The following is a 24,457-nucleotide window of genomic DNA, read 5'->3' on the forward strand; positions in this document are numbered from 1 at the left end:
GTTCAGCACCTGACACGGTGTGAGGGTCAACAAGCCACCTCCCGCCCGGCTGGCTGACAGCGACTCGAGCGTCGGCCAAGTGAGGGGCCCGTCAGACAGAGTGACCACGTGCGACATCCTCCTTCAGTGTGCGGCTTCCAGAGCGGCGCGCCATACCGGGCTGTCCACGTAGTGGTTGTCGAAGCGCTCGGAAGACTCGCTATCTCCTGCGGGCTCGCCTCACCGCGCATCACCCGGCCGAGCAGCCGGAGATAGTCGAAGCGTGGCATGCCGGGCGTGAAGACGAACAACACGTCGGCCTCCGCGCCGGGAGCCGCCGCGAAAGCGTGCGGAGTGCGCGGCGGCACGAGCAGAAGGTCGCCCTCATCCAGGATCTTCACCTCGTCGTCGACAAGCACCTGAAGAGAGCCGCCGATGACGAAGAACAGCTCCGAGGCACGGGTGTGAAAGTGCGCCGGGGCACCCACAGCGCCCTTGGCGAACTGCGAGCGGTAGCTGGTGAGCGAGCTGCCATCCGTGCCGCAGTCGGCCAGCAGCGTCATCACACTGCTCGGGTCACTCGTGGTCTCGGCGGTAGCGGCGCGAGTCAGAACCGGTGTCAGTGGGGCGGCGTCGCCGGCGTTCACAGTCGTACTCCCTGTGCTGAGCTGCGGCTTCGGGCGTCTCCCGGGGCCTTGTGCTGATCAATCTATGCCAGCAAGAGACCCACCACATGGTGCATTCTGACGTTTAGATCATGGGTCAATCTTATGTCCGGGTGCCAGTCTCAGTAGTGTCCGAGGCCTCCAGGCGCAGCACCGCGCAGGCCGGAACTCAAGGACGACAGTCAGCGATTGTCGCGGCCGAGCCTGCCTGCCAGTGACAGCACCGCCGACGGCCGGGCCGCGGCCTCGTCTCCCCTTTCAGCGTCCGCCAGTAGGTCATCGGTTGCGGGGTGTGCGGGGGCGCGTGTCCCATCGGTAGTGGGTCCAGGCTTCGGCGGATGCGGTAGCGGTAGCGGACGGTGACGAATAAAACGGGAAGGTCTTGCGCGCAAGGTCACCCTGCCGCCGCCGGCCCGCACCCCCGCGTACGTACGCACTGACCGAGGCGGGCGAGGAACTCGGCCCCGCCGTCCTGGCGCCGGGCCGCCGGCCGCCGCCGACATCCGCGGGTCCGGGGGCGTCGGCAGCGGCCGTTCCGGGCGGAGACCAAGGTACGCACCCGGGCCACGCATGTCGTGAGCGGTTCGCCCGCAACGGCTTACCGCACACGCCAGGGCTCAAGTGAATGGCTGGTCACGCCCGCGACCAGCCATTCGCCCCGCCTATCAGTGCAGGGGGCCCGCGATTGCCGCGAGCGCGGCGAGGTGACGCCGGTAGGCGGCTGCTCCGTCCTCGGTCAGCCGCAGCCAGGTCCGCGGCCGACGTCCGACCTGCCCCTTCTTGACCGTCACCCACCCCGCTTCTTCGAGCCGCGAGACCTGCTTCGACAAGGCTTGCCCGGTGCTGACCTGCATCATCGGGTTGACACCCTAGATAACGATCAAGGAGTCGGCGCGGAGCGCGACAGTGACGAAGCAGCGGTACGTCGGTGCCTGGGGGGACAGGGCATGCATGGTTGATGCTGCTTGCGGACTCGCTGGAGGGGGTCGTGGTCCCTCCCCTGGGTTGGGTTCCGAGCGTAGTGCCGGTCGGCATGCTCTTCGCTTCGCCCATGCGGTGACGCCACACGTCGTTGCGGTGACGGGCGCCCGTGTTGCTGAGCCGTGTCAGTGATTCTCCGTGTCCTCTGCCCCCGGTAGTCGGTTCTCTGGGAGGGCCGGCTCGTTAGGGCAGGAGCTGGATGCGAGTCGCTGGAGGAGCCGACGTGGGCAAGCGTAAGAAGGGCCGCAGGCACCGCCGTGTGAACCGGACGCCCCGGCCGGTGCGCAGGTCCGGTACGGACCTGGCCGCCCAGAGGAGCGCGGGTGAGCCGGGCGCGGGCGCGGTCGTGGACAGCCAGTGCAGCGTGACGTTGCTCCCGCAGGGAAGGGCCACGTCCACCGCCGGTGGTCCGGTGCCCGAGCCGGAGACGTTGGTCTTCGCGAGCAAGGCGGACGGAGGCCTCGGCCACCCCGCGCAGCGCACGTGGAGCGCGCTGCGGGCGGCAGGCGCGCGGGAGAGCAGCGTGCAGGAACTCTGCGACGTAGTCGGGTTCACCCAGCGCACGGTGCTCAAGCACCTGGAGGGCCTCGTCGGGCACGGGCTGGCCGTCCAGGGAGCGGGCGGCGGCTGGACGGCGACCGGCCCAGGCCGGGGACTTCCGGATCCGCGGCCCGGGGATCCGGCTCTGGCGGGGTCCGTCCAGTAGGGGGCACGTTCACAGGGTGCAGCAGCCGGCCCCCTCCAACTGCTGCCGCAGCCGCTCGGGATACGGGCTGAACCTTATGCGCCCTAGGAGTTCTGCGCCCGCACCAGTACGTCGCCGGCAGCCGTGCGGTAGTAGAGCACGGAACGTCCCGCACGGCGGCGGCCGACCAGCCCGGCGTCCAGGAGCACCTTGAGGTGGCGGCCCACCGAGCCGAGACCCTGGCCCGCCGTCGCCACCAGGTGCGTCGTGCTCATAGGGCTGTCCAGAAGCCCCAGCACACTCGCCCGCCCGGCACCGATCAGTGTGGCCAGCGCCTCCGGGGTGGCTGCGCGCTCCGGGTCCGTCAGTGCGCCCGAGCACGGATACACCACGGCGTTGCGGAGCACCGTCCCCTGGGAATCCGTCCGGTCTCTGGAGATCCATCCCCTGCGCGGCGTGACCGGCACAAGCAGCAGCTGTGATCCCATCAGTTTCCGGGGTGGGAAGGCGCGGGTGTTGATCTGCAGCCGGTTGCCGCCCAGCCACTGCATCTCCGGATGCATGTCGTCCAGTGCCGCTGCCCACCCCGCCCGGCTCAACTGGCCCGTACGCGCGACGACGTCGGCTTCGATGACGCGTCGCCGCCGCGGCCAGTCGGACGCCACGGTCTCCCGCCACACCCATTCCAGCAGGTCGGCGATGCGTTCCGGCAGATCTGCGCGCAGCAAAGAGCCGGGCAGTGGTCCGCGGTGAGCGATCTCGAGGTCGATGCGGGCGGTGTCGGCCGGTGTCTCTCGGATCCGTGCGAGCTCGTCGTAGAACTCCGCATCGCCCGGCGTCTCGTCCTCTCGAGACGGCACCGGCGTAAGGAAGTCGGCGATCCAGCGGTGTCTGCCCAGGGCGACGTGCACCAGCAGGCCTGTGACCGGATCGGCGGCCAGCCGTGCCCTGTAGGAAGGTCCGTGGCTGTCCAACCAGCGGCGCTCGGCGGGATGCGCGGGTGAGCCCTTCTCCAGGGCCATCAGGCTCGCTGTTGTCTCGCAGAGAGGCGATACGACGAACCGGCTGCTCGCGAGCGTATCCGCGTTGACTTCCCACCAGCCCAATTGTTTCGCCTCCCTGCGAAACATTAACTCCGCGTCCGACCGTATGACGACACTGCGGCCATGCGCACCTACCAGGAGCTTTTTCAAGGCCCCGGAGTTCACCCCGCTGTTCGCGGCCTTCGCCTCACACGTGGCGGCCCAGACAGTGAGCAGAATGGCCGTGGGGACGCTCGTCTACGGTGCGACCGGCTCCCCGCTCCTCGCCGCCCTCAGCATGTTCGGCCCGTTGCTGGCGCAGATGATCGGCGCGAGTGTCCTGCTGTCGGCGGTGGACCGCCTGCCACCGCGCGCAGCGACCGTCGCTTTGGCGCTCTTCTTCGCCGTGACCACCACTACCCTGGCCCTGCCCGGTCTGTCTATGGGGGCGTTCTTCGCGATCCTGTCGGTACAGGGCATGCTCGGCTCGGTCGGCGGCGGAGTGCGCTACGGACTGCTCACCGAGATCCTCCCCGCACAGGGCTATCTGCTCGGCCGTTCGGTGCTCAACATGTGCGCGGGAAGCCTGCAGATCTGCGGGTACGCCGTCGGCAGCGTATTCGTCAACGTCCTGGCGCCGCGCGGGGCCCTGCTTACCGGCGCCGCCCTCTTCGTCGTCTCCGCGGCCGTCGCCCGCATCGGTCTCGCGAGACGGCCCCCGCGCGCACAAGGCCGTCCGTCCGCGAGCGAGACCTGGCGGACCAACGCGCGCCTGTGGGCGGCGAAACCGCGGCGCCACCTCTACCTCGCCCTGTGGGTGCCCAACGGACTCGTCGTCGGCTGTGAGTCCCTCTTCGTCTCCTACGCACCACACCATGCGGGGCTCCTGTTCGGCTCCGCCGCGGTCGGCATGCTGGCGGGGGACACCCTAACCGGCCGTTTCCTGCCCCCGCACTGGCGCGACAGACTCGGTGCGCCGCCACTACTGCTGTTGCTCGCCGCCCCGTATCTGATCTTCTTCCTGCACCCGGCGCTGCCCGTGGCGCTTGCCGCCGTGGCCCTCGCGTCGATCGGTTTCTCCGCCAACCTGCGCCTGCAGGAACGCCTGATGTCCCTGGTCCGGAGCGAACTAAGGGGTCACGCCCTCGGACTGCACCACTCTGGGATGTTCACCATGCAGGGCATCGCCGCAGCGGTCGCAGGCGGCATTGCGCAACTCACCTCACCCGCGACCGCCATGACCGTCATGGCCGCCGCTTCTGCCGCGGTCACCCTCGCCCTCACACCCGGTCTCAGGAGCAGAGGACCGGTGGCCGGAGCCGTGCCGGCCGAAGCTGACGTCGGCCGCGAACTTACCGACACGAACAAGGGGTCGAGCGCCTGGTCAAGAAACTGAAGGCGTGGCGCGGCATCGCCACGAACCATGACCAGCCCCTCCAGACCAAGCAGCTGCGTCGTATCGGTGACCAAGCCCGTGGCCCTAGGCCGTGTCTGACAAATGATCACGGACGGGTTCGCGGAGCCAGAGGATCAGCGAGGCCAGGACGACTCCGGCGCGGTAGCGGTCGGCGAGCTTGTCGAACCTGGTCGCGATTGCGCGGAACTGCTTAAGGCGTGCGAAGCATCGTTCGACGACGTTGCGGTCGCGGTAGATCTCCTTGTCGAAGGCGGGCGGCCGGCCGCCGAAGCGCCCTCGGCGCCGGCGGTTGGCCGCTTGGTCGCGGCGCTCGGGGATCGTGACGGCGATGCCCCGACGCCGCAGCAGGTGCCGGATCGCCCGGCTGGAGTAGGCCTTGTCGCCCAGGACTCGGGTCGGTGTCGTGCGCGGGCGGCCGGTGTCGGCTCGCGGAACGCGGATCCCGTCCAGGACCTGACCGAATGCGGTGGCGTCGTTGACGTTGCCGGGCGTGAGCACGATCGACAGGGGCAGGCCCCGGCCGTCGACGGCGAGGTGGACCTTGGTGGTCAGCCCGCCTCGGGACCGGCCGAGGGCCTGGCGCGTCTGCGAGCGGCCCGGATCTTCCAGTTCGTCCCCGTCTGCGGCCCCTTTTTACGTGCGCCGGCGGCGTGCTGGTGGGCACGGTTGACCGTGGAATCGACCGCGACGGTCCACTCCACCCGGCCCACCGCGTCGTCACGGACCTGCGCATGCTCCAACAGCCTTGCCCACGTGCCATCCGCCTCCCAGCGGGCGAATCGCTCGTAGACGGTCTGCCACGGCCCATACCGCTCCGGCAGGTCACGCCACGGAGCCCCGGTCCGCAACCGCCACAGCACACCATTGACCACCTGCCGGTGATCACGCCACGGCCGACCACGCCCGTCCACCTGCGGCAACAAGGGCTCTATCCGCTCCCACGCCGCATCATTCAACTCACCTCTACCTGCCACAAGATCAATTATCAGACAGGCCTTAGCTTGATCTTTAACCTGTGCGGCGGGGTCGTGGGGTTGTTGACTTCCTCTGTCGTGGTTTCGCGGTGTCTGTTTTGCGGACTGTGTGGACGTCGTGGCGTGGGGTTGCCCGGGTGTTCTTGCGTCCTGGTGGCCGTCCGGGGCCGGGGCGGGAGGGTTTCGGTGCTTCGGCGGGACAGGCGGCGTTCGGGCGGAGGTGCCGGAAATCGCGACGGACCCGGGCGGGGGTGAGCCTGTCGGGCGGGCTCGGTTTCTCCCACGGCCGGCGTAGATCGGCCGCCAGCGGGCGGGCGAGCCGGAGCTGGGTGAAGACGGCGAGGATGAGCCAGCTCCAGCGGTCCGCGGCTTCCGGGGTGCGGATCTTCGGGCAGGTCCAGCCCAGTGTCTGCTTGAACAGGCGGAAGGTGTGCTCGATGTCGAAGCGCCGAAGGAATGCCTGCCAGAGCAGGTCGATGTCGGTTTCGGTGGCGTCGGTGCCCGACCACCACAGCCAGACCGGCTTGGGTGTCGCGCCGCTGGGCAGGTGGTCGACCTGCAGGCGGATCACGGTGCCCTCGATTACGGGCAACGCGCCCAGCTGGGCCGTCCAGGCGGAGCGGTGGGTCAGTCTCGGGTGGAGCCTGTCCCAGGCCCGGGCGGTGGCGGTGCCGTAGAGACGGGTCTCGGTCACGGTTGCCGCGTCGGGGGTGTCCCAGGTGGCGGGGTCGCCGAAGACGAACTCGCCACCGTGGCGGGGCGGGCGGCCCCGGGTGCCAGGGGTGCGGGGCGGTGCCGCCCGGCGCAGGACGCGGTCCGAGCGCATCCGGCCCAGCACCTGCACCGGCAGATCCTTCAGCAGGAAGGCCAGGCGAGGCACGTCGTATCCGGCGTCCACCACAATCAGGATCTCCGGGTCACCGTCCCTCCACTGCCCGGCTGCGATCAGTCGCTCGACCAGTTCGCGCATCTGCCCGGCGGTGACCGTGGCAGCGTCGTCGCCCGGCGCCAGACGCAGCGCGTCCAGCGGCGCGGTCCACGAACTACGGCCCGTCTCCAGCGCGCAGATCACCGAGTACGGCCAGCCGGGAACGGGAATGTGCTGGTCCTTGCCCCGCCCGTAGGTGTGGCACAGGATCCGCTGCGGTGAGGTGTGCGCGTCGGGCCGCAGCCAGCAAGTGATGTCGGCAGCCAGCACCAGCTGGTTGTCCGCCGCCCGCGGCAGAGGCACCGCGGCCAGCGCCCGCCGCAGCCGGGCGACATCGACTCGGCCTGCGGCCAGGGCGTCGTAGAGCCCACCGTGCCCGCGACGGTGTTCGCCCACCAGCGACAGCTCCACCAGCGACCTGACCGGACCATCCGCACACAGCACGGCGTCGCCCAGCTCGAACAACGCATCCGCACGCCTGGTCAGACAGGAGTAGAACTCACCCCGGAAGCGTGACAGTTCCGCAAACGGATCCTGCCGGACAGCATGATGCAACAGACTCATCCCCACGGCCTTCGTGCTGAGCTTGTGTGTTCCTTGGTCGGATCACATGCTCAGCCGAAGGCCGCCTGCGTGTACCGCAGTTACCAGTCCGAGTGATCAAGTACGAGGAGCCGTTCGGTTCCCGAGGTTAAAGATCAAGTTAGTTCTTGTGGCCCAGTGCGTCGAAGAGCACCGCAATGAGCAGCGGCGCCGCCAGCAGCAGCTGGACCAGCCCGCCGACCAGGCCGCGCCCACCAGTCAGCCGCCAGCGGCCTGACCGCGCCTTAGAAGCCGTTGCGCTGGAGGCCCGCAAGGCCGCCCAGGCGGAGGACGAGCCAACCATCGGCGCCATCCGTCCATCCCGGCGCTTCCTGGGCAGACGCCGGCCACTGTCACGTCGCTGCATGAGTGGCGGCTCGCGCACCTCCCGCCGGACACCAGGCCGCTGCCGTCGGTGACCCCCCTATGACCAGCTGCTCCGACGCCGCCGCACCAGCCGCAGCGACGACCGTGAGGGAGAAGCACAGTGACCCTGCCCCGCCAGCGAGGCTTGACCGAGCAGGCCGCCGACGCCGCGATCTACACCGCATGCCGCCTGCTGCGGCTGCCCTCGATCCGCAACGAGTTCAACGAGATCGCCGACCGGGCGGTCAAGAACCAGATGACCTACCGCGGTTTCCTTGCCGCACTGTTGATGACCGAGTGCGACGACCGGTCCCGACGTCGTTCGGAACGGCGGATCAAGGCGGCGGGCCTTCCGCGGGAGAAGTCGCTGCGGGCGTTCGACTTCGACGCCAATCCGAACATTGACGCGGCCACCGTCCACACCCTTGCCAGTTGCGAGTGGATCAAGAAAAGCCAGCCGCTCTGCCTGATCGGGGACTCCGGCACTGGCAAGTCCCACATGCTCATCGCGCTGGGCACCGAGGCGGCGATGAAGGGCTACCGCGTTCGCTACACGTTGGCCACGAAGCTGGTGAACGAGCTGGTCGAGGCGGCAGACGAGAAGCAGCTGAACAAGACCATCGCCTACCTCGGCTGGTATGCGTGGTGGAGGCTGATTCTGTGGATTCGCTATAAGCACCCCCACCTGACCTGGAAACAGTTGCGCCGCCGCTACTACGGGGCGGACCGCATCACGGAGGGCGGAGTCGTCCTCTACAACCCGGCGAAGATGCGGGTCCAGCGTTACACGTTTCGTGGAGCGCAGATCAGCACGCCGTACAACATCGACGAAGTCGATCCGGATGGAGCCCGCTTTCGCCGGACCGGCCATGACGATGTGGCCTTCGTCGGCCAGGTCAGTAGATACCTCGCCTGATCCCTTGGATCACGTGGAGAGCCGGATGCTCGGCCAACGGGCACGTCCGGTTCGGCGGGCGGGGACGGGAAAACCGACACCTGAAAGGGTGCACGGCGTCCTGTCCCCGACCCAACACATGGAACTGGACCGTCACGGCGCTGAGCTGCTTTTCCAGGTTCTGACCGAGCGCGAGGAGAAGAACAGTGTCGCCATCGCTTCCAACGAGTCGCTCGGTGGGTGGACAAAGACGTTCACCGATCCCCGACTCTGCGCGGCCATCGTCGACCGCCTGACGTTCAACGGCACGATCATCGAGGCCGGCACCGACTCCTACCGGCTCGCCTCCACCCGGGCACGAGCTGAGGAAACGGCCAAGGCCGGCTGACCGCCTGAGGCGCGACTCGACGGCCCGCCTCAGGGCAGCCCCGGGAGGCAAAACAGCCGCCCGGGGCTGCCCTGAGGACCGGTCACTTTCGCCAGAACAGGTGGTGCGTCACTCCGCTCGGGCTGGGAACGACCTCCAGGTGGAACCGGTCGAGCAGCTCATCGGGGGACTCCCAGAGCCGTACTCCGGACCCGAGCTTCACCGGCGAGACCGCCACATGCATGGTGTCGACGAGGTCTGCGTCGAGAAACTGCCGGATGGTGGTAACCCCGCCGCCGAGTCGGACGTCCTTGCCCTGCGCCGCCTCCCGGGCCTGCTCAAGGACCGTGGCAGGGTCGCCATCGACGAAGTGGAACGTGGTGTCGGAAAGCGCGAACGAAGGACGCATGTGGTGGGTCAGGACGAACACCGGGGTGCGGAACGGGGGCTCGTCACCCCACCAGCCCTGCCACTCATGGTCCTGCCAGGGCCCGCGCTGGGGCCCGAACTTGTTGCGGCCCATGATCTCGGCGCCGATGTTGCGCGCGTAGTCCCGCGTGAGGTAGTCGTCCAGGCCCCGGCTCCCCCCGGGGTCGGTGCGCATGGGCCAGCTCGCCGTGGCGCCGGCCCAGGCGAACAGCCTCTCGGGCTCGACATGGCCGAACGGCCTCTCGAGGGTCTGGTCCTCACCGGCACCGATGCCGTCACTCGAGACGTTGAAGTTCTGGACTCGCAATAGCTGAGCCACGCGTTCCTCCTGTGATGGGGCGACAACAGTGGTGAGACTCTCCGGGCGAGGCAAACTCATCGCTACCAAGCCTTTCACTACTGCTTGGTCATCGAGGAGGCTTGAAGGAGCTGTCACAGAGGGCGGGCGGCCCATGCGGTGACGTCATTTCTCGGGTTCTGGCTCAACTTGTGTTTGCGCCGTGAGGCGCTGTTGGTTCGAGTGGAGGTGGAAGACCTGCACCAACCCGCTGTCGCAGCAGTCGGGTTGAAGCTGAGGGCAGCCTGATCCGGGTGATGCCGGGGAGGGCGAGAGCGGCCCTGACAAAGCCGGGACGTGTCCAGTACTGCCAGATGGGGCGGGTCCGGCAAGCGTGATGGAGAGGAGTACGCGAGGAACCGGCGTTTTACGTCTCTTAGAGGTCGTTAAGTCCGTTTCTGGTAATGGCCTCGTCCGGGTTGGGTGAGGAAGCCTTGGCGGGTGAGGCGGCCGAGGCGGCTGCGGGTGATGTTGACGGATGCCTCGTCGGTGGGCATGCCGAGGAGTTCGTGCAGCTCGCGAGCTCGGAACACCTGGTCGGGGTGCTGGTTGAACGCGTTCACGATGTCCTGGTAGGCGGTGTTCGCCTCGGGTGGATCGGGTTCGGCTCCTGCTGGTGCGGCCTCCGTGATGACTTTTCGAGTGGTGGCCAGATCCGTGAGTCGCGCTTCGCTCTCGGCCAGGGCAGCGGTGAGGTGCTCGATCTGGCCGCGTAGTTCTGCGGCCCGGGTGGTGGCCTCGTCCTGCTGGGTTTGAAGGTAGGCCAGGAGCTCGGAGACGTTCACGCGGCCAGCCCGAGAATGTCGCGCCAGGCCGGAGCGGGGGTGGTGAGGCGGCGGGCCATGTTCGCGGTGGAGGCCCAGTAGACGCGTGAGGCGGAGGTGTCGGGCCGGTGGTCGTACTCCCGGGCCAGACGCCGGTGCAGCATCAACGTGCCGTTCGTCTGCTCGACCACCCACCGCTTCGGCTGCGGGACAAACCCTTTGCCCTGGTCAGCAGGGTTGCGACGGACGACCTCGACGTCGATGCCCAGCAGGACGCCGTGGATGATGACTTCGTCCTTGAAGCCCTGGTCCACCAGCGCTTTCTCCAGGCGCATCCCGCACCGCTCGGCGGCCTGGTCGAGCAGGGCGGTGCCGGCGGCGTTGTCGTGCGCGGAGGCGGCCAGGACGACGACGCCGATGATCAGCCCCAGAACGTCGACGGCCAGTCCCCGCTTGCGCCCCGACACCTTCTTGTTCGCGTCCAGCCCCGTCGTGGTCTTCGGGACACCCGCCGCGGCGCGGACGGACTGGGTGTCGATGATCACGAGGGACGGGTCCTCTAATCGGCGGGCCTTCTCCCGCACCTGGCAGCGCAGGAGTTCCTGGATCCGCTGGTCCAGCCCGTCCTCACGCCACAGGCCGAAGTAGTAAAACACCGCCGACCAGGCCGGGAAGTCATGCGGCAAAAGGCGCCACTGACAGCCCGTCCGGTTCTGATAGAAGATCGCGTTCACGACCTCCCGGAGGTCGCAGGACCCGGGATCTCCGGTCGCCGACCGCGCCACCCTGTCCTGCTTCCAGGCCGTGATCATCGGCTCGATCAACGCCCACTGCTCGTCTGATAAGTCGCTGAGGTACGGCTCTCTCTTCACGCTCGCATCTCAACATGGACATGCTCACCAGGCGGCCGGGACGGCGATCAGTACCACGATCGAGCGATCACGAACCGAGGAAGACCGGACTTAACGCCCACTTAAAGTGCCTCCGGCTCGAACCTGGTGGATCAGGGCCGGTAGCGGTGCGTATGCGGGTCATCCTTTCGGGTGGTCTGACAACTTCTGGGTCGGTCTACGAAAGCTGGCCGGGAGGCCACGAGGAAAGCCTGCGGCGTACTCGTGGCGATGCCGCAGGGACACAGTCGGGCTCCTCCTTCATCGAGCGAACCACAGTGAACACGGGAACCGTCCCGAACCTCGCCCCGTCACTTGCCTCCAGCAGGCCGACTGGGCTGAGCGCATCGACCGCCGATCGGTTGGGGACGGGGCGGAGCCGCCGTAGTACTCCGAGGCCGGGAAAGCCGGCCGCATGGGGAAGGGCGGCAGCGGTATCGAGAAGGGAAGGATGCTGCAATGCCGGAAGACGCCCCGCTGAATGGCGGAGCTCCGGGCCCTCGGGCCCGGGTACTGGAGATGCAGGCCAAGCTTCACCGTTGGACGGTGGCCGATCCCGGCCGCCGGTTCGATGACCTGTTCAACTTCGTGCACGACCCGGCGACGCTGTTGGTGGCGTTCGACCGGGTCGCGGGCAACCAGGGAGCCCGGACCCCCGGCGTCGATGGCCTGACAGCCACCGACATCGAGGAATCGATCGGTGTTCCCAGCTTCCTGAACGACCTGCGGGCCGCCCTCAAGGACGGCCTCGTTCCGTCCCTTTGCCGGTGCGGGAACGCAGCATTCCCAAGCCGGGAGGCTCGGGGAAAAGGTCCGCAAGCTCGGGATTCCGACGATTGCGGACCGGGTCGTTCAGGCAGCGCTGAAGCTGGTGCTGGAACCGATCTTCGAGGCCGACTTCAAGCCGGTCTCCTACGGGTTCCGGCCCCGACGGCGGGCCCAGGACGCGATCGCCGAGATCCACTATTTCGGCACCCGGGGGTATCGCTGGGTGCTGGATGCGGACATCGAGGCATGCTTCGACTCGATCGACCACACGGCTCTCATGGACCGAGTGCGTCACCGGGTGAAGGACAAGCGCGTGCTGACGCTGGTCAAAGCCTTTCTCAAAGCCGGAGTTCTCACGGAACTCGGCGAGAACAAGGAGACACTGACCGGCACCCCGCAAGGCGGCATCCTGTCCCCACTGCTGGCGAACATCGCCCTGTCGGCGCTCGACGAGCACCTGCACGGACCATGGGAACCAGGTGGGGCAATGGCCACCGAAGGCAAACGCGCCTACCGGCGCCGCAAAGGTCACCCCACGTGGCGGGTCGTCCGCTACGCGGATGACTTCGTCGTCCTGGTGCACGGCACCGAGGCCGACACCGCGGCACTGCGCGAAGAAGTCGCTGACGTGCTCGAACCTCTGGGATTGCGCCTGTCACAGGCAAAGACTCGGATCACGCACATGAGCGACGGGTTCGACTTCCTGGGCTTCCGCATCCAGTGGAAACGCAAAGGAGGCACGACCAAGTGGCACGTCTACACCTTCATCGCCGACCGGCCCATCCGGTCGCTGAAGGCGAAGGTCCGTGCTCTGACAGGCAGGACATCGCAGCAGGATCTCGCCACCGTGCTGAAGAGACTCACTCAGATCATGCGCGGTTGGGCCAACTACTTCAAGCACGCTGTCGCCAAGCATGTCTTCGACAGGCTCGACGCCTTCGTGTGGTGGCGTCTCATCCGCATGCTGCGGGAACGTCACCGATGGAGTTGGGGCGACATCCGCCGCCGGTTCACCACCCCCACCGGGCGGTGGCTTCCGATCGCGGCGGACGGGATCGAGCTGTTCCGGATCGCATCGGTCACGGTCAGCCGTTACCGATACCGAGCCAGCACGATCCCCAACCCTTGGCAGCCTGCGAACCCCGTCTGACGGCAGAGACCGTGGAGAGCCCGTTGCGTTGAGAGACGCACGGCGGGTTCGGCGAGAGGTCCGGAGAAACGGACCGGGAGCAATCCCGGCACCGCGCTCCGGGCCTACTCAGCGAAGCGGCCACTCTGGGTGACGACTGAGCATCTCCGGGCGGCACCCGAAGTCGCCCGAAAATGAGCCGTGGTCGAGGCGGTTGGGCTGACAGTGCCGCCGGAATCGACCGTGACCGGGACGCCGTCATCGCCGGTCTGACCCTGCCCTGGAACTCGGGTGTCGTCGAAGGCCATGTCAACCGGATCAAGATGCTCAAGCGCCAAATGTTCGGTCGTGCCAGCTTCCGACTTCTCCGGAAACGAGCCCTGCTGGCGTGAGCTGGCCTGCAGCTCGTGCGGCCGTGCCACTGTCAGTGGCCCGGCCTACTCTGAGGGCGACACAGGACCCGTGACGATAACAGGAGTTCCCCTTGACGACCCTTCCCGATCGGCCGCATACCGCGCTGCTCGTCATCGACGTCCAGAACGGGGTGGTGGAAGGCGCCCATGACCGTGATGGCGTGATCGCGAACATCAACATACTGGTGGGCAAGGCGCGCGCTGAGGACGTGCCCGTGGTCTGGGTGCAGCATTCCGACGACGGTCTCGAGCGGGACAGCGAGCCCTGGCAGTACGTGTCGGAGTTGGTTCGCCGAGATGCGGAGCCTCTCGTCCACAAGACCTACGGTGACTCGTTTGAGGGCACTGCGTTGGAGGCGCTGCTCGCCGAGCGTGGGGTGGGCCAGCTCGTCGTGACGGGTGCCCAGAGCGACGGGTGCATCCGCGCGACTCTTCACGGGGCCTTCGTCCGCGGGTACGACGTGACGCTGGTCAGCAACGCGCATACGACGCAGGACCTCAGCGAGTACGGCGCGCCAGCCCCACACCAGGTGATCGCGCACACCAACCTCTACTGGCAGTGGCAAGGCGCACCCGGACGCCGCGCCAAGACCGTCGACACGGCAGAGGTGACGTTCACGGCGGACGCGAGCTGACCCGTTCCGGATCAGAGTCTGTTCCGCACGCTCTCTCCGGGCAGCTTCCTCAGTGGTCACTCGGCGTGCACCCACCACAGAAGTTGAACCAGAACCCGAGAACCGACAGCACCCACGGTGGCCAATAGCTAGCCCAGCGCGTGGGTGAGTGGAGCCGGTCTCTCCTGGCGCCCGCGAAGCCGTAGAAACCGGGCAACGCGGGTGTCGGCGCGGTGCCTTGTCCACGCCAAGCAGCTTCCGGCCCGCCTCTGTCAAGAGTTCGCTCGCTCTGCACTCCACGGCGGCTCGTCTCAACCCAAGCGCCGATCGACTGCCGAGCACGCCGGATATTCTCCCGGTATGAAGATCATGGTGGGGGGCCTCGCAGTCGGGGTGGGATTTGGGGCGGCTACCTCGCTCGTCAACGCGTTTTCGTCGCCGTATGGGGAGCTCGGCGCCCCGCTCACGGGCACCGCCTGGGCCAAGGCTGCCAAGGTGCTCAGCCTGCTGATGGACGCCGGCTGGTCCTGGGCCGCGCTGGCGGTGGCGATGGGCTGGCTGGCTGGGGCACGTGTCCAAGGCGCGCTGGTCGGGGCCCTGGCGCTGATCGCGGCCACGGTGGCGTACTACATCACGGACGCCTTCGTCTGGGGGGCCGGTACAGACATGGTCGACTGGTTGGTGGTGGGTCTGCCGTTCGGGTTGGTCCTGGGTGCGGTGGGTGCAGCCATCAGGCGGCCCGGGCTGATCGGCTTGCTTGCCGCATTGACAGTCCCGGTGGGTGCTGCCGTTCAGATGGTCGTGCTACCGCCCCGGCCGCACCTCACCTTGACCCCGGCCATTGTTCTCGCCGAGGCCATCGTCTGGACGGCCGCTGTACTCGGTGTCGGCTGGGCTGTCTACCGTTTCCGAGCCGAGAAGCGTGCAGTCGGAGCCGTCGTGGGCGAACCGACCGCTGCACCTGATCTCGGCTCGGTTGCTGCCGGAAACTCGTGAGCGTCTGGGTGACTCCGAAACCGGGGGTGTCGAGGTGCTGCTCAATCTCAATCTCGTGGACAGAACCAGAAGCCTCCACGGCCACAGTGCCGCGTCTTGGGCAGCGGACAGCAAGGCGGCAAGCAACCTCCAGTCACCACGGCAGGAAGGCGTGCACCGTCTTGCCGTGAGCCTCTGGAACGATGATGGTCTGCTCGGCCAACGCGCTGATGAGATGCCATCCCAGCCCACCGCGGCCAGTGAGGTCAACGGGCCGTGGCCGGGGCTCTGCCGGGTTGGTGTCGGTCAAGGCGACGTGCACCGTCCCGGTCATGGAGGTCCGCAACGTGAGGGTGAAGGGGCCGGGAGCGAAAGCGAACGCGTTGGAGGCCAGTTCGGTGACAACGAGCAGTACGTCATCGTGAGCATCCGGAGTCGCGGGCGGGTGCATGCGGCTGAGGCCGTAGAGGAAGTCACAAACCCAGCCGCGGGCTTCGCTCACATCACCCAGAGCACCGTCGAAGTGCCAACTTTGTTCGACGCTCATGGCGGTCAGCAGTCCCACGTCCGAATCATCTCGGTCAGCAGCCACATCTTGCTCCTTCGTCCCCTCGGAACCTGGAGCCTTACGGGTAGCCCGATCCTGCGGCACTCATGCCCCTGCTTCGCAGCTGCACATCACGAGCGCGACCACTGCGACGTGCGAGGTGCGAGGTGTCAGGCCAACATGCCGGTGCGGAGCTTGGTCAGAGTGCGGCTGAGGAGACGAGAGACCTGCATCTGGGAGACGCCGAGTTCGGCGCCGATCTGGGATTGCGTCATCTCCTGGCCGAAGCGCATGTTGATGATCCGGCGCTCTCGGTCGTCCAGCTGGTCCAAGAGCGGGGCCAGGGTGTGCAGGTCCTCGATCGTCTCCATGGCCGGGTCCGGCTCGCCCAGCACGTCAGCTAGAGCGCGGGACTGGTTGGACGGGCCGGCCTCGGCGTCTGTGGGCATGTCGAGGGAGCCGGCAGTGTAGCCGTTGGATGCCACCAGGCCTTCGATGACCTCGTCCTCGGTGAGCCCCAGGTGCGCGGCCAGTTCCTTGACGGTCGGCTCGCGGTCGAGGCCGGTGGCGAGCTGTTCCTTGGCCTTGGCCATCTCGACGCGCAGTTCCTGCAGGCGCCTGGGGACGTGGACGGCCCAGGTGGTGTCGCGGAAGAACCGCTTGATCTCTCCGACGATGTAGGGGACGGCGAAGGAGGTGAACTCGACTTCACGGGAGAGGTCGAACCGGTCGATGGCCTTGATCAGCCCGATCGTGCCGACCTGGACGATGTCCTCCATGTCACCGCTACCGCGGTTACGGAACCGGCCGGCGGCGAACCGCACCAAGGACAGGTTCATCTCGATGAGCGTGTTCCGCGCGTACTGGTACTCGCGCGTGCCCTCCTCCAGCACCTGAAGCTGATCGAAGAACAGCTTCGAAAGCGCCCGCGCATCCTTGGGAGCCACCTTCCCCGCGTCCTCGATCCAGGGCAGCTCACCCACACCGACAGCGGCGTCGTCGACGTCGGATGACGCCACGGCCTGCTCCTCGATCGTGTCGGCCTGACCGATTGCTGCCATGGTCCCTGCCCCTCCCTGACTGATGCGCTTCAGGGCGGCATCTTCCCCCACACATGGAGGTCTATCCCTGTGATCCGGCCCACGCTTCGTAGTGCGCGGGGGCCACGCCGGGGCGGACCAGGACGATCACCAGGGCAGGCGGGTGCGTACCGTCTTTCCCGGGCCAGGGCCGGGCACGGTCTGGACCTCACCAGCCAGCCGGGTGATCATCTGCATGCCCCACCCACCGGACGCCCCCGTGACATCCGGAGCGCGCATGCGCGGGAGGACTGGGCTGGTGTCGCTGACCTCGATCAGCACGCCCTCGTCGTGCAGGGTCAGCCGCAGCGTGCACAGCCCCGGGGCGTGGCGAATGGCGTTGGTGACCAGTTCGCTGACCACGATCAGCACCGCGCCGGTGGTGTCCGGGCTGGTCGGTTTCCCGCGGATGCGTTCGGCGTCGGCCAGGAAACCGGTAGCCATCTCACGCGCCTGGCCAGGCGCGTCACTGGTGCCGGCCAGGTCGATGTGACACTGCATGCTCGCACTCATGATCGTGGTTCCCCCCGGGAGGCTGGCGGTCGGTAACCCTTGGTACTGGTGATACGACTGCCCTGCATGACGCCCGATAAAGGGGGTTACGTGGGTTCGGCCTGTCGGTCGGCAGCGGCCAGCAGGAGCCGTGCGTGCTCGACGGTGGAGGCGATGGTGAAGATTTCTTCTGCGCCGACCAGCGTCAGCAGGTGCTTCAGGCGCTCCGGGACCGCGGCCAAGGCCAGAACCCCGTCGGCGTCCTGCGTGGCCTGACGAGCCGCGAGCAGCGCGTTGAAGCCGCGTGAATCGCAGAACGAGATGTCCGCGCAGTCCAGCACCACCCGCCGGTATCCGGCGTCAAGCATCTCGCTGACTGCCCGGGCCAGCACCGCTTCGCCACCCAGGTCCAGCTCACCGGCCAATGCCAGGACCGCGTCCCGCTCCACCACCGCCGGTGTAATCACCAGCCTCTGCACCGGCACCCGTCACTCCTCACCCGTAGGACACCTTGAGGCGGCACCCGTTATGGAACCGCCCCAGTGCCCTGCCCAGACAACCGGCCCATCATGTCAGTCATAACGCGGTGACACTCTGGCCACACTGAGGGGCCCTGCGCTTCTCGGACAGTGGTGTTGAGGGTTCTCCTTATGCCGCTGCCTGCAACTCCTCGTACTCGGCGTGGACTTCTGCGGGCGTCTTGTAGCCGAGTCCGGAGTGGAGGCGTTTTCGATTGTAGAACATCTCGATGTAGCGGACGATCGCCCGGTGGGCATGTGCGCGTGTTGGGAACGTAGTTCGGTGCACGAGTTCGTTTTTGAGGGCGCCGAAAAATGACTCAGCCATCGCATTATCCCAACAGACACCGGTGCGGCCGACCGACGCTCGCAGGCCCAACGAGCGGAGCTTGCAACGAAGTTCCCGAGACGTGTATTGGCTGCCGCGATCGGAATGAAATATGCAGCCTTCGGCGAGGTCGATGTTCCGGGCCGCCATATCGAGTGCATCCGATATGAGGGAGGTCTTCATGTGGTCGGCCATCGCCCAGCCGACCACAGCTTTGGTGTGGCAGTCGATGACGGTCGCGAGATAAAGGAACCCGGCCCAGGTGTGAACGTAGGTGATATCGCTGACCAGTTTGCGCCCGGGGGCGTCAGCGGTGAAGTCACGGGCCAGCAGGTCGGGCGTGGCCGGCGCCGCATCATCAGCGATCGTGGTCGCCCGCCAGGGCCGCGGCTGGCATGGCACCAGGCCGAGCTCGCGCATCAGCGCGCGGACCAGTTCTACTCCGGCCTGCACGTTCATCCGCTGGAGCACGGCGTGGACACGCCGGTAGCCATAGGTCTCCTGCGAGTCGGAGAAGACCTGGAGGATGACGGCCCTCAGTTCCGCACGGCGCTTCGCGGTGGCCGACAACGGCCTCGATCTCCAGTGATAGAAACCAGACGTGGATACTCCCGCCCAGGTGCACATCTGCTGCACGGGAAAGTTTTGGGCCTCACCGTCGATGAACTCGTACTTCTCCGTCACCGGTACTCCTGGGCGAAGAAGGCCGCCGCTTTTCCCAGGAACTCGGTCTTCATGCGGAGTTCCCGGTTCTCGCGTTCCAGCTCGCGCAAGCGGGCGCGCTCGCTGATGTTCAGGGGAGGCTCCTCCCCGGCATGCTCTTGCCGGTACCGGCTGACCCAGGTGCCCAGCGTTCCCTCGTTCACTTGTATCTCTCGGGCGACCTCGGCGATCGGGCGGGACTCCACGACCACCATCTTGACCGCCTCGTCCCGAAACTCAGGACTGAACTTCCTACGCTTCTGTGCCACGTGCTCTCTCCGCCGTTCTGGACTTCGATCCTATGGGGACAGCTGTCCGAGAACTTCGGGGCGCCTCACACCATTGGCCGGTACAGGCGACGGAAGGGCTGGGCGGCGAGCGCGGTGATCCAGTTCGAATGCTGCTGTGCGCTGCTTCAGGTGCTTCTTCACCCGTTGGCGTACACGCGGCTGCCAGTCCTTGCGCACCTTGACGACGAAGCGGACGAAGCGCAGGGGATGCCGCCCCGCGGTTGATCGCGGTATCAGGCTGACTTCCGCGACCATCTCGGAGATGACCGGGCTGACATCCAGCGGTTCGCGGCTGCCCCAGGCGGAGGAGAAGCGCACGCCGCCCCGAGGGTGAGGGTCGGCGCCGGTGAGTTGGTTGGGCCAGTCACGTAGCGGGCGGCGTCCGGCTTTGAGGTCGTCACCGCTGGCGGCCGGCAGCGTCCCCGCCCGGGTCGTCGGCCAGCACGACGGCCGTGGAGATCCGCTTGCCCACCGGTTCGCGGTGCACCGAGAAGCTCTGACCGACCGCCATGACGATCTCCAGCCCGTGCTGACCGATCCGGGTCGGGTCGGGCGCGAGTATCGCCGGCGGCGTCGGATTGCTGTCCCACACCGACACCTCAACGGCCCCGCCGTCGATTTCCAGCGTCAGCAAGCACGGACCGGGTGCGTACTTCCGGGCGTTGGTCACCAACTCGCTGACCACGAGCTGCACCATGCCCATCGCACGCCCGGACACCGGCAGCCCATGCACGGCCTGCACATCGGCGAGAAAGCTACGGGCCAGATCACGGGCGGCGCCGATGTCCTCGCTGCCCTCGAAAGCACCGGACACCGAGATGACGTCTCCCGGCAACGACTCCCGGCCCTCACCGCGCACTGTCTGACCCATGCCGACCCGCCTCCCCCAAGCGCCCTGTCACGCCGCAACCCGTCTACCCCCGAACTCTCACCTCACTCGTACGCGGGTTGAACAGCAGGGCGGCGACTGGGCCTGCTTGTCCGTGGACAGCGACAGGCGCCGTACGCGCTGAGGCATATGTCGCAACTGTGATGCGCTCGCTTCGGCGGGAAGGAGAGTCTCCAACTTAAGGGAAGCTGTTGTGGCTGGTGATCGGATCGGACTGGCTGGGGTGCTGGCAGCGGCGGAGGATGCCGCGCCGGTGGGTTCCCTCGATGTCGTGGCGCGCGATCTGCGCGACCGGTTCGGCGCGCGCTACGTGTCGTTCCTGTTCGTCGATGTCGTCGGGCGACGCATGCTGCGGGTCAGCGAGAAGACAGCTGTGCAGGAGGAGCGGCGTGCCGAGCAGGTCCCCTTGGCCGGCAGCAGCGTCTACGACGAGGTGCTGCGCACGCAGAAGCTGGTGCGGGCGCCGGAGGGTGAGCAGGGGCAGCGGGTGCTCGTCCCTGTCACGAATCGCGGCGACACCATCGGTGTCCTGGAGCTGTTCCTGACCCACGCCACACCAGATGTGCTGGAGCAGATCGAAGAGGCCGCGCACGCGCTGGCGTACATCATCGTCACCGACCGCCGGTTCACCGACCTCTACCACTGGGGCAATCGCACCACCTCGGTCAGCCTGGCCGCCGAGATCCAGCGCCAGCTCCTGCCCTCGGCCCCCTCCTGCGAGGCCGCCGAGTTCGCCCTCGCCGGCGCCTTGGTCCCGGCTTCCGACATCGCCGGTGACACCTACGACTACTCCCTCGACCACGACACGCTGCATCTGTCCGTAACCGACGCCATGGGACACGACGTCGACGCCTCGCTCATGGCCACTCTCCTGGTCAACGCCTCCCGCGGCGCCCGCCGCGCCGGGTGTGACCTGGCCGAACAGGCCCGCCAGATCCACCAGGCCCTCCTCGACCACGGCAGACGGACCTTCGCCACCGGCCAGCTGCTGCGCATCGCACTGGACGGCACCGGCGCCCAGCTTGTCAACGCCGGCCATCCCGGGCCGCTCCTGCTGCGCGACGGCACGGTCGACGAACCGCACCTGGCCGTGAACCTGCCCTTCGGCGTTCCCGGGCAGGCCCCGTACCAGGTGCAGGACCTCGACCTGCGCCCTGGTGACCGCCTCGTGCTCTTCACCGACGGCATGCAAGAACGCCAGGCCAAAGCAGTCGACCTGCCCGGCCTCATCCGCGAAACCGCCGCCGAGCACCCCCGGGAGGTCGTGCGTGCTCTGGTCGCCGCGGTCGCCGAAGCCTACGACGGCCACGTGCGAGACGACGCCACCGTCCTGTGCCTGGACTGGCACGGCCCCCATGCCAAAAGCCACCGCGCAGACGCCTGAACTTCGGCAGGACCGTCGCGCTGAGGCGGCACTGACCACTGGCAACAGCGACATCCTCTGAGGCAGGCGTAGGAGCGGCCGCGACCAGCTGTCGGGCATGACACTGCTGCGCGGCACTCCACCCCGCCAGAACTTCGCAGTCCGGCGGGGCGGTAGAGGCGGCGAGCCGCTGCGGCCTGCGAGCCGTTCGTCAGTCCTTGGCGATGGCCATGCCGAGGAAGATCCCGGTCAGCAGGGCGATGCTGCCCGTGGCCATTACCGCCCATGTCCCGGTCTGGGTAGCGGTAAAGGTCGAGGTCATGCCCGCCTGCGTCGCGGCCTGCGTGGCCTGGGCCCCCGCCATGGCCGCCTCCTGCACAGCGAGACCTGTCTCCAGCTTCTGGACCTTGCTTTCCAGCTCTGACGTCTCCATCGAGTGATTCCTCTCAGTCATGGGGCCGGGGTGTATCCGGCACTCCATGCCGATCTGTTCCTCACCAGGGCGGCGCGAGCATCATGGCGGTGAAGGAAGCACCCGTTTGCCGACCACAGCACACGAGGAGCAGTGCCTGCGCCGAGTCCTGCAGCACGGGCAGGACTCGGCCGGCCCCTGAAAGGCCCGGGGGGTGTCAGTGGGAGTCGTCGTAGGGGTCGCGGCTGCCGGACTTGGCCAGCCCACGGCTGATCATGTAGCCGACGGTCAGGATCACGATGTACCACCACGCCTGATCGGCGCGGAAGTAATCACGGTGGCCCTCTTCGGTGCCTACGACCATGGAAGCGATCAGTACGGCCACCACGGCGGCGAGGTAGACGAAGAACTCGGTGGTCTTCAGTGCCGACTTCGTCTCCGTCGACAGCCGGCGCGGCCGGTGCGCGGCCGCAGCCGGGTCGGTGCCGGCCTGGTGGCCCGGGTTTCCAGCGGGGTTCACAGAGCTCATGGTTATGCATCCATTTTCCGTCGTGCGAAGCACCTGATGCACTCCACGGGGAGAACCGCGTCAAGATCGACGCCGCTACTCCCCAGTACCCGGAATGCCGGAAGTAAACAGGCCATAAAACGTGGTCCCTACACCTGGTGGACGGCCCCGTCGAAGAAGTGCCGTCTCCAGGGACAGGGGGGCCATCTGGTGATCCGTCCGCCCAGAGCCGTCGTCACAAGGCCCAGACGGCGCCGGGGGTGTCGAATCACGAATCCGAAGGCGTCAGCGCGCACGACCAACTCTCGGCCTGTATCGAGTCCGTCCGCCGGGCCGTGTGAGTTCGCCGCGGCAAGGGAAACCACCACCGGCGCAAGCCGGCGGCGGGTCCCCGCGCGGTCGGTCTCGCTACCGCGCCGGAGGGTGCTTGCGTGCGGGGTCCAACCGGTAGTCGGGACAGTCGCGGTTCTGGCATGCGCCGGGGCCCCACTCGGGAACGAAGACCCCGAGGGTCTTGTGGCGGTGGATTGCGGCCGGCACGGTCTGCTGGCAGGTCGGACACGTATAAGCGTCGACCTCCCGCTTCATCTTGACCATATCTTTACGATATGCCCCTTTTACCCTTTCGGGAAGGGGTCGGCTTGCGGGCCGACGCGGCTCAGAGTCATCCGCCACGGGTGATGCGCTACGCGCTTCGACCTGTTCGGCGGCCAGCGAGGCGTCACCGCGTTCGTCGGACTGCTCCGGAACGCCTGTCGGGGCCGGCCGCCTGAGGCTGAGTACCACGGAGCCGGTCAGGACGATGACGATGACCGCGAGGCTGATCGGTGAGGGGATCTCCGGGATGCTGGGGCTGATCAGCTTGTGGGACGCCTGGAGGATGAGCTTGACGCCGATGAAGGCGAGGATGATCGCCAGGCCCTTGCTCAGGTAGTGGAAGCGGTCCAGGAGCCCGGCGAGCATGAAGTAGAGGGCCCGCAGGCCGAGGATGGCGAACGCGTTGCTGGTGTAGACGATGAAAGCGTCGTCGCTGACCGCCAGGACGGCCGGCACACTGTCGACGGCGAAGATCAGGTCTGCGGCCTCGATCGCCGCGACCACCGCGAGCAATGGGGTGCCTACGCGCTTGCCAGCCTCCTTGACAAAGAACTTCGCGCCCGCGTACTCGTCCCGCACCGGCATGATCTTGCGGAGTATCCGCACGGCGAAGCTCTTGCCCGGGTCGAAGCTCTCCTCCTCGTCCTTGAGGAGCTTGTAGGTGCTGTAGAACAGGACCGCTGCGAAGGCGAACAGCACCGCGGTGAAGCGGCTGACCACGGCGACGCCGAGGGACAGGAAGATGCCGCGGAAGACCAGGGCGCCGATGACGCCGAAGAACAGCACCCGGTGCTGGTAGGCACGCGGCACCTTGAAATAGGCGAAGATCACGGCGAAGACGAAGAGATTGTCGACCGACAGGCTCTTCTCCAGCAGCCAGGCCGTCGTGTACTCGGTGCCGGCGGTGGTGCCGAGGACGAGGAAGACGACCGCTCCGAAGATCAGGGCCAGGCTCACCCACAGGCCGCTCCAGGCGGCTGCCTCCTTGAAGCGGATGACGTGCGCGGTGCGGTGGGACAGCAGGTCTACCGCCAGCGACACGACCACCGTCGCGGCGAACGCACCCCACAGCCAGAACGGAACCTCAAGCACGCCGAACACCCTCACTTGGCCTGTGCGAAAAACGCCGACCCTTGTACAGAGTGTGAGGCATTGCGCCCCCGGGAGCATGCGGAGCGGGTGAGGTCGGCCGGAGGCATGCGGTGGGTAGAGGCGATAGTTCCTCAGGAGGCGCGCGATGGTGCGAAGTCAACACTTTCACCTCGATGCCAGCCTCGATGCCAGGGGTCACTCGGTGACCGTGAACATCCACAACGGCCATCCGGGTCTGATCGAGCTGCTTGTCGACGGCAAGGAGACCGGTCACGTTCCGCTGCAGGGCAGCCGCCCCCAGCTGGTCACCGGGGAGCTACCCACAGATCCCCCGCTGCCTGTGATCGTCCGTGTCGCTCCAGGCCCCGGCACGCCCCGTTGTACGGCAGTGATCGACGGCACGGAGACGCTGATGTCCCCCCGTTCCCTCTGCGGGGATGCGACACGGCGCGGCGAATTG

At 67.3% G+C, this 24,457-nt stretch carries 23 protein-coding genes and 5 pseudogenes; 9 read left to right on the forward strand and 19 right to left on the reverse strand.

Going from position 1 to position 24,457, the window contains the following annotated elements:
- Nucleotides 1-123 precede the first annotated feature (123 nt).
- Nucleotides 124-626, reverse strand: a pseudogene (locus AS594_RS37450) (cupin domain-containing protein).
- 683 nt (nt 627-1,309) lie between these two features.
- Nucleotides 1,310-1,501: a transcriptional regulator gene (locus AS594_RS37455; RefSeq protein WP_079148526.1), complete on the reverse strand. Its 192-nt coding sequence runs from the start codon at nt 1,499-1,501 to the stop codon at nt 1,310-1,312.
- Nucleotides 1,502-1,848: 347 nt separating this feature from the next.
- Between AS594_RS37455 and AS594_RS42085 the strand changes: the two genes are divergently transcribed.
- Nucleotides 1,849-2,331, forward strand: a complete 483-nt coding sequence (locus AS594_RS42085; protein ID WP_079148527.1) for a hypothetical protein — start codon at nt 1,849-1,851, stop codon at nt 2,329-2,331.
- An 83-nt stretch (nt 2,332-2,414) separates the two neighbouring features.
- On the opposite strand, the gene AS594_RS37465 is transcribed toward AS594_RS42085, so the two are convergent.
- Nucleotides 2,415-3,416 (reverse strand): ArsR/SmtB family transcription factor, encoded by a 1,002-nt coding sequence (locus AS594_RS37465; RefSeq protein WP_069931103.1) that lies wholly within the window; start codon nt 3,414-3,416, stop codon nt 2,415-2,417.
- Between the two features lie 60 nt (nt 3,417-3,476).
- Here AS594_RS37465 and AS594_RS37470 point away from each other — a divergent pair.
- A pseudogene (locus AS594_RS37470) lies at nt 3,477-4,728 on the forward strand (MFS transporter).
- An 84-nt stretch (nt 4,729-4,812) separates the two neighbouring features.
- Here AS594_RS37470 and AS594_RS42090 read toward each other — a convergent pair.
- The 3 genes from AS594_RS42090 to AS594_RS45145 all read right to left on the reverse strand — a co-directional run bounded on the left by AS594_RS42090 (nt 4,813) and on the right by AS594_RS45145 (nt 7,546).
- Nucleotides 4,813-5,723, reverse strand: a protein-coding gene (locus AS594_RS42090; RefSeq protein ID WP_107364778.1) for an IS5 family transposase whose coding sequence is annotated in 2 segments (ribosomal slippage) — nt 4,813-5,369 and nt 5,369-5,723 — 912 coding nt in all. Because the reading frame shifts where the segments join, the coding sequence is not laid out codon by codon here.
- 34 nt (nt 5,724-5,757) lie between these two features.
- Entirely contained in the window at nt 5,758-7,215 is a 1,458-nt protein-coding gene (locus tag AS594_RS37485; RefSeq protein ID WP_069925100.1) for an NF041680 family putative transposase, read from the reverse strand.
- Nucleotides 7,216-7,354: 139 nt separating this feature from the next.
- Nucleotides 7,355-7,546: a hypothetical protein gene (locus AS594_RS45145; protein ID WP_069936089.1), complete on the reverse strand. Its 192-nt coding sequence runs from the start codon at nt 7,544-7,546 to the stop codon at nt 7,355-7,357.
- Nucleotides 7,547-7,720: 174 nt separating this feature from the next.
- Here AS594_RS45145 and AS594_RS37495 point away from each other — a divergent pair, with 174 nt between their 5' ends.
- Together AS594_RS37495 and AS594_RS37500 are read left to right on the forward strand one after the other, a co-directional pair.
- A complete protein-coding gene (locus AS594_RS37495; protein ID WP_167368151.1) occupies nt 7,721-8,515 on the forward strand; it encodes an ATP-binding protein in 795 nt (264 codons plus the stop codon).
- 115 nt (nt 8,516-8,630) lie between these two features.
- Nucleotides 8,631-8,882, forward strand: a pseudogene (locus tag AS594_RS37500) (ATP-binding protein); the annotation flags it as partial.
- 82 nt (nt 8,883-8,964) lie between these two features.
- On the opposite strand, the gene AS594_RS37505 reads toward AS594_RS37500, so the two are convergent.
- The 3 genes from AS594_RS37505 to AS594_RS37515 form a co-directional block, all read right to left on the reverse strand.
- Entirely contained in the window at nt 8,965-9,609 is a 645-nt protein-coding gene (locus tag AS594_RS37505; RefSeq protein WP_069931106.1) for a dihydrofolate reductase family protein, read from the reverse strand.
- A 404-nt stretch (nt 9,610-10,013) separates the two neighbouring features.
- The gene (locus AS594_RS37510; RefSeq protein ID WP_176733066.1) at nt 10,014-10,412 is read right to left on the reverse strand and encodes a hypothetical protein; all 399 of its coding nucleotides are present in this window, start codon (nt 10,410-10,412) and stop codon (nt 10,014-10,016) included.
- Complete coding sequence (locus tag AS594_RS37515; RefSeq protein WP_079148031.1) at nt 10,409-11,263, reverse strand: IS5 family transposase; 855 nt, start codon at nt 11,261-11,263, stop codon at nt 10,409-10,411. Before AS594_RS37515 ends, AS594_RS37510 begins: the two co-directional genes overlap by 4 nt.
- An 880-nt stretch (nt 11,264-12,143) precedes the next feature.
- On the opposite strand from AS594_RS37515, the gene AS594_RS37520 reads away from it, so the two are divergent.
- The 4 genes and pseudogenes from AS594_RS37520 (at nt 12,144) to AS594_RS37535 (ending at nt 15,201) form a co-directional block, all read left to right on the forward strand.
- Complete coding sequence (locus AS594_RS37520; RefSeq protein WP_338120237.1) at nt 12,144-13,199, forward strand: reverse transcriptase domain-containing protein; 1,056 nt, start codon at nt 12,144-12,146, stop codon at nt 13,197-13,199.
- Nucleotides 13,200-13,405: 206 nt separating this feature from the next.
- A pseudogene (locus AS594_RS48205) lies at nt 13,406-13,570 on the forward strand (ISL3 family transposase); the annotation flags it as partial.
- A gap of 92 nt (nt 13,571-13,662) precedes the next feature.
- Complete coding sequence (locus AS594_RS37530; protein ID WP_069931110.1) at nt 13,663-14,226, forward strand: isochorismatase family protein; 564 nt, start codon at nt 13,663-13,665, stop codon at nt 14,224-14,226.
- Nucleotides 14,227-14,565: 339 nt separating this feature from the next.
- Entirely contained in the window at nt 14,566-15,201 is a 636-nt protein-coding gene (locus AS594_RS37535; protein ID WP_069931111.1) for a hypothetical protein, read from the forward strand.
- Between the two features lie 133 nt (nt 15,202-15,334).
- Here the strand turns inward: AS594_RS37535 and AS594_RS37540 are convergent, their stop codons facing one another.
- From AS594_RS37540 to AS594_RS37575, 7 genes are all read right to left on the reverse strand, one after another.
- Nucleotides 15,335-15,745, reverse strand: a complete 411-nt coding sequence (locus AS594_RS37540; RefSeq protein WP_240509351.1) for an ATP-binding protein — start codon at nt 15,743-15,745, stop codon at nt 15,335-15,337.
- A 152-nt stretch (nt 15,746-15,897) separates the two neighbouring features.
- A complete protein-coding gene (locus AS594_RS37545; protein WP_079148528.1) occupies nt 15,898-16,788 on the reverse strand; it encodes an RNA polymerase sigma factor SigF in 891 nt (296 codons plus the stop codon).
- A 126-nt stretch (nt 16,789-16,914) separates the two neighbouring features.
- Entirely contained in the window at nt 16,915-17,319 is a 405-nt protein-coding gene (locus AS594_RS37550; protein ID WP_069931112.1) for an ATP-binding protein, read from the reverse strand.
- Nucleotides 17,320-17,405: 86 nt separating this feature from the next.
- A complete protein-coding gene (locus tag AS594_RS37555; protein WP_079148529.1) occupies nt 17,406-17,783 on the reverse strand; it encodes an STAS domain-containing protein in 378 nt (125 codons plus the stop codon).
- A gap of 163 nt (nt 17,784-17,946) precedes the next feature.
- Nucleotides 17,947-19,115 (reverse strand): IS3 family transposase gene (locus AS594_RS37560; RefSeq protein WP_107357826.1). Its coding sequence is split into 2 segments (ribosomal slippage): nt 17,947-18,863 and nt 18,863-19,115, totalling 1,170 coding nucleotides; the frame shifts between segments, so codons are not numbered across the junction.
- Nucleotides 19,116-19,145: 30 nt separating this feature from the next.
- A complete protein-coding gene (locus tag AS594_RS44170) occupies nt 19,146-19,454 on the reverse strand; it encodes a hypothetical protein (RefSeq protein ID WP_141747241.1) in 309 nt (102 codons plus the stop codon).
- Between the two features lie 79 nt (nt 19,455-19,533).
- On the reverse strand, nt 19,534-20,007 hold the full coding sequence (locus tag AS594_RS37575; RefSeq protein ID WP_069931114.1) for an ATP-binding protein: 474 nt from the start codon (nt 20,005-20,007) through the stop codon (nt 19,534-19,536).
- Between the two features lie 211 nt (nt 20,008-20,218).
- Between AS594_RS37575 and AS594_RS37580 the strand changes: the two genes are divergently transcribed.
- Nucleotides 20,219-21,409, forward strand: coding sequence for a PP2C family protein-serine/threonine phosphatase (locus AS594_RS37580; RefSeq protein WP_069936091.1), 1,191 nt, complete (start codon nt 20,219-20,221; stop codon nt 21,407-21,409).
- Between the two features lie 190 nt (nt 21,410-21,599).
- Here AS594_RS37580 and AS594_RS37585 read toward each other — a convergent pair whose 3' ends face one another.
- From AS594_RS37585 to AS594_RS37595, 3 genes and pseudogenes are all read right to left on the reverse strand, one after another.
- The gene (locus tag AS594_RS37585; protein ID WP_141746933.1) at nt 21,600-21,821 is read right to left on the reverse strand and encodes a hypothetical protein; all 222 of its coding nucleotides are present in this window, start codon (nt 21,819-21,821) and stop codon (nt 21,600-21,602) included.
- 196 nt (nt 21,822-22,017) lie between these two features.
- A complete protein-coding gene (locus AS594_RS37590; RefSeq protein ID WP_069931117.1) occupies nt 22,018-22,329 on the reverse strand; it encodes a hypothetical protein in 312 nt (103 codons plus the stop codon).
- 720 nt (nt 22,330-23,049) lie between these two features.
- A pseudogene (locus AS594_RS37595) lies at nt 23,050-23,997 on the reverse strand (TerC family protein); the annotation flags it as partial.
- Between the last annotated feature and the right edge of the window lie 460 nt (nt 23,998-24,457).

The sequence above is a fragment of the Streptomyces agglomeratus genome, from assembly GCF_001746415.1.
Classification (GTDB): Bacteria; Actinomycetota; Actinomycetes; order Streptomycetales; family Streptomycetaceae; genus Streptomyces; species Streptomyces agglomeratus.

Excerpts from the sequence above, each read along its gene's own strand:
- AS594_RS37545 (WP_079148528.1), bottom strand. The coding sequence starts at position 16,788 with ATGGCAGCAATCGGTCAGGCCGACACGATCGAGGAGCAGGCCGTGGCG.
- AS594_RS37585 (WP_141746933.1), bottom strand. The coding sequence starts at position 21,821 with ATGGAGACGTCAGAGCTGGAAAGCAAGGTCCAGAAGCTGGAGACAGGT.
- AS594_RS45145 (WP_069936089.1), bottom strand. The coding sequence starts at position 7,546 with ATGGCGCCGATGGTTGGCTCGTCCTCCGCCTGGGCGGCCTTGCGGGCC.
- AS594_RS37590 (WP_069931117.1), bottom strand. The coding sequence starts at position 22,329 with ATGAGCTCTGTGAACCCCGCTGGAAACCCGGGCCACCAGGCCGGCACC.
- AS594_RS37575 (WP_069931114.1), bottom strand. The coding sequence starts at position 20,007 with ATGGGTCAGACAGTGCGCGGTGAGGGCCGGGAGTCGTTGCCGGGAGAC.
- AS594_RS37550 (WP_069931112.1), bottom strand. The coding sequence starts at position 17,319 with ATGAGTGCGAGCATGCAGTGTCACATCGACCTGGCCGGCACCAGTGAC.
- AS594_RS37535 (WP_069931111.1), top strand. The coding sequence starts at position 14,566 with ATGAAGATCATGGTGGGGGGCCTCGCAGTCGGGGTGGGATTTGGGGCG.
- AS594_RS37455 (WP_079148526.1), bottom strand. The coding sequence starts at position 1,501 with ATGATGCAGGTCAGCACCGGGCAAGCCTTGTCGAAGCAGGTCTCGCGG.
- AS594_RS37485 (WP_069925100.1), bottom strand. The coding sequence starts at position 7,215 with ATGAGTCTGTTGCATCATGCTGTCCGGCAGGATCCGTTTGCGGAACTG.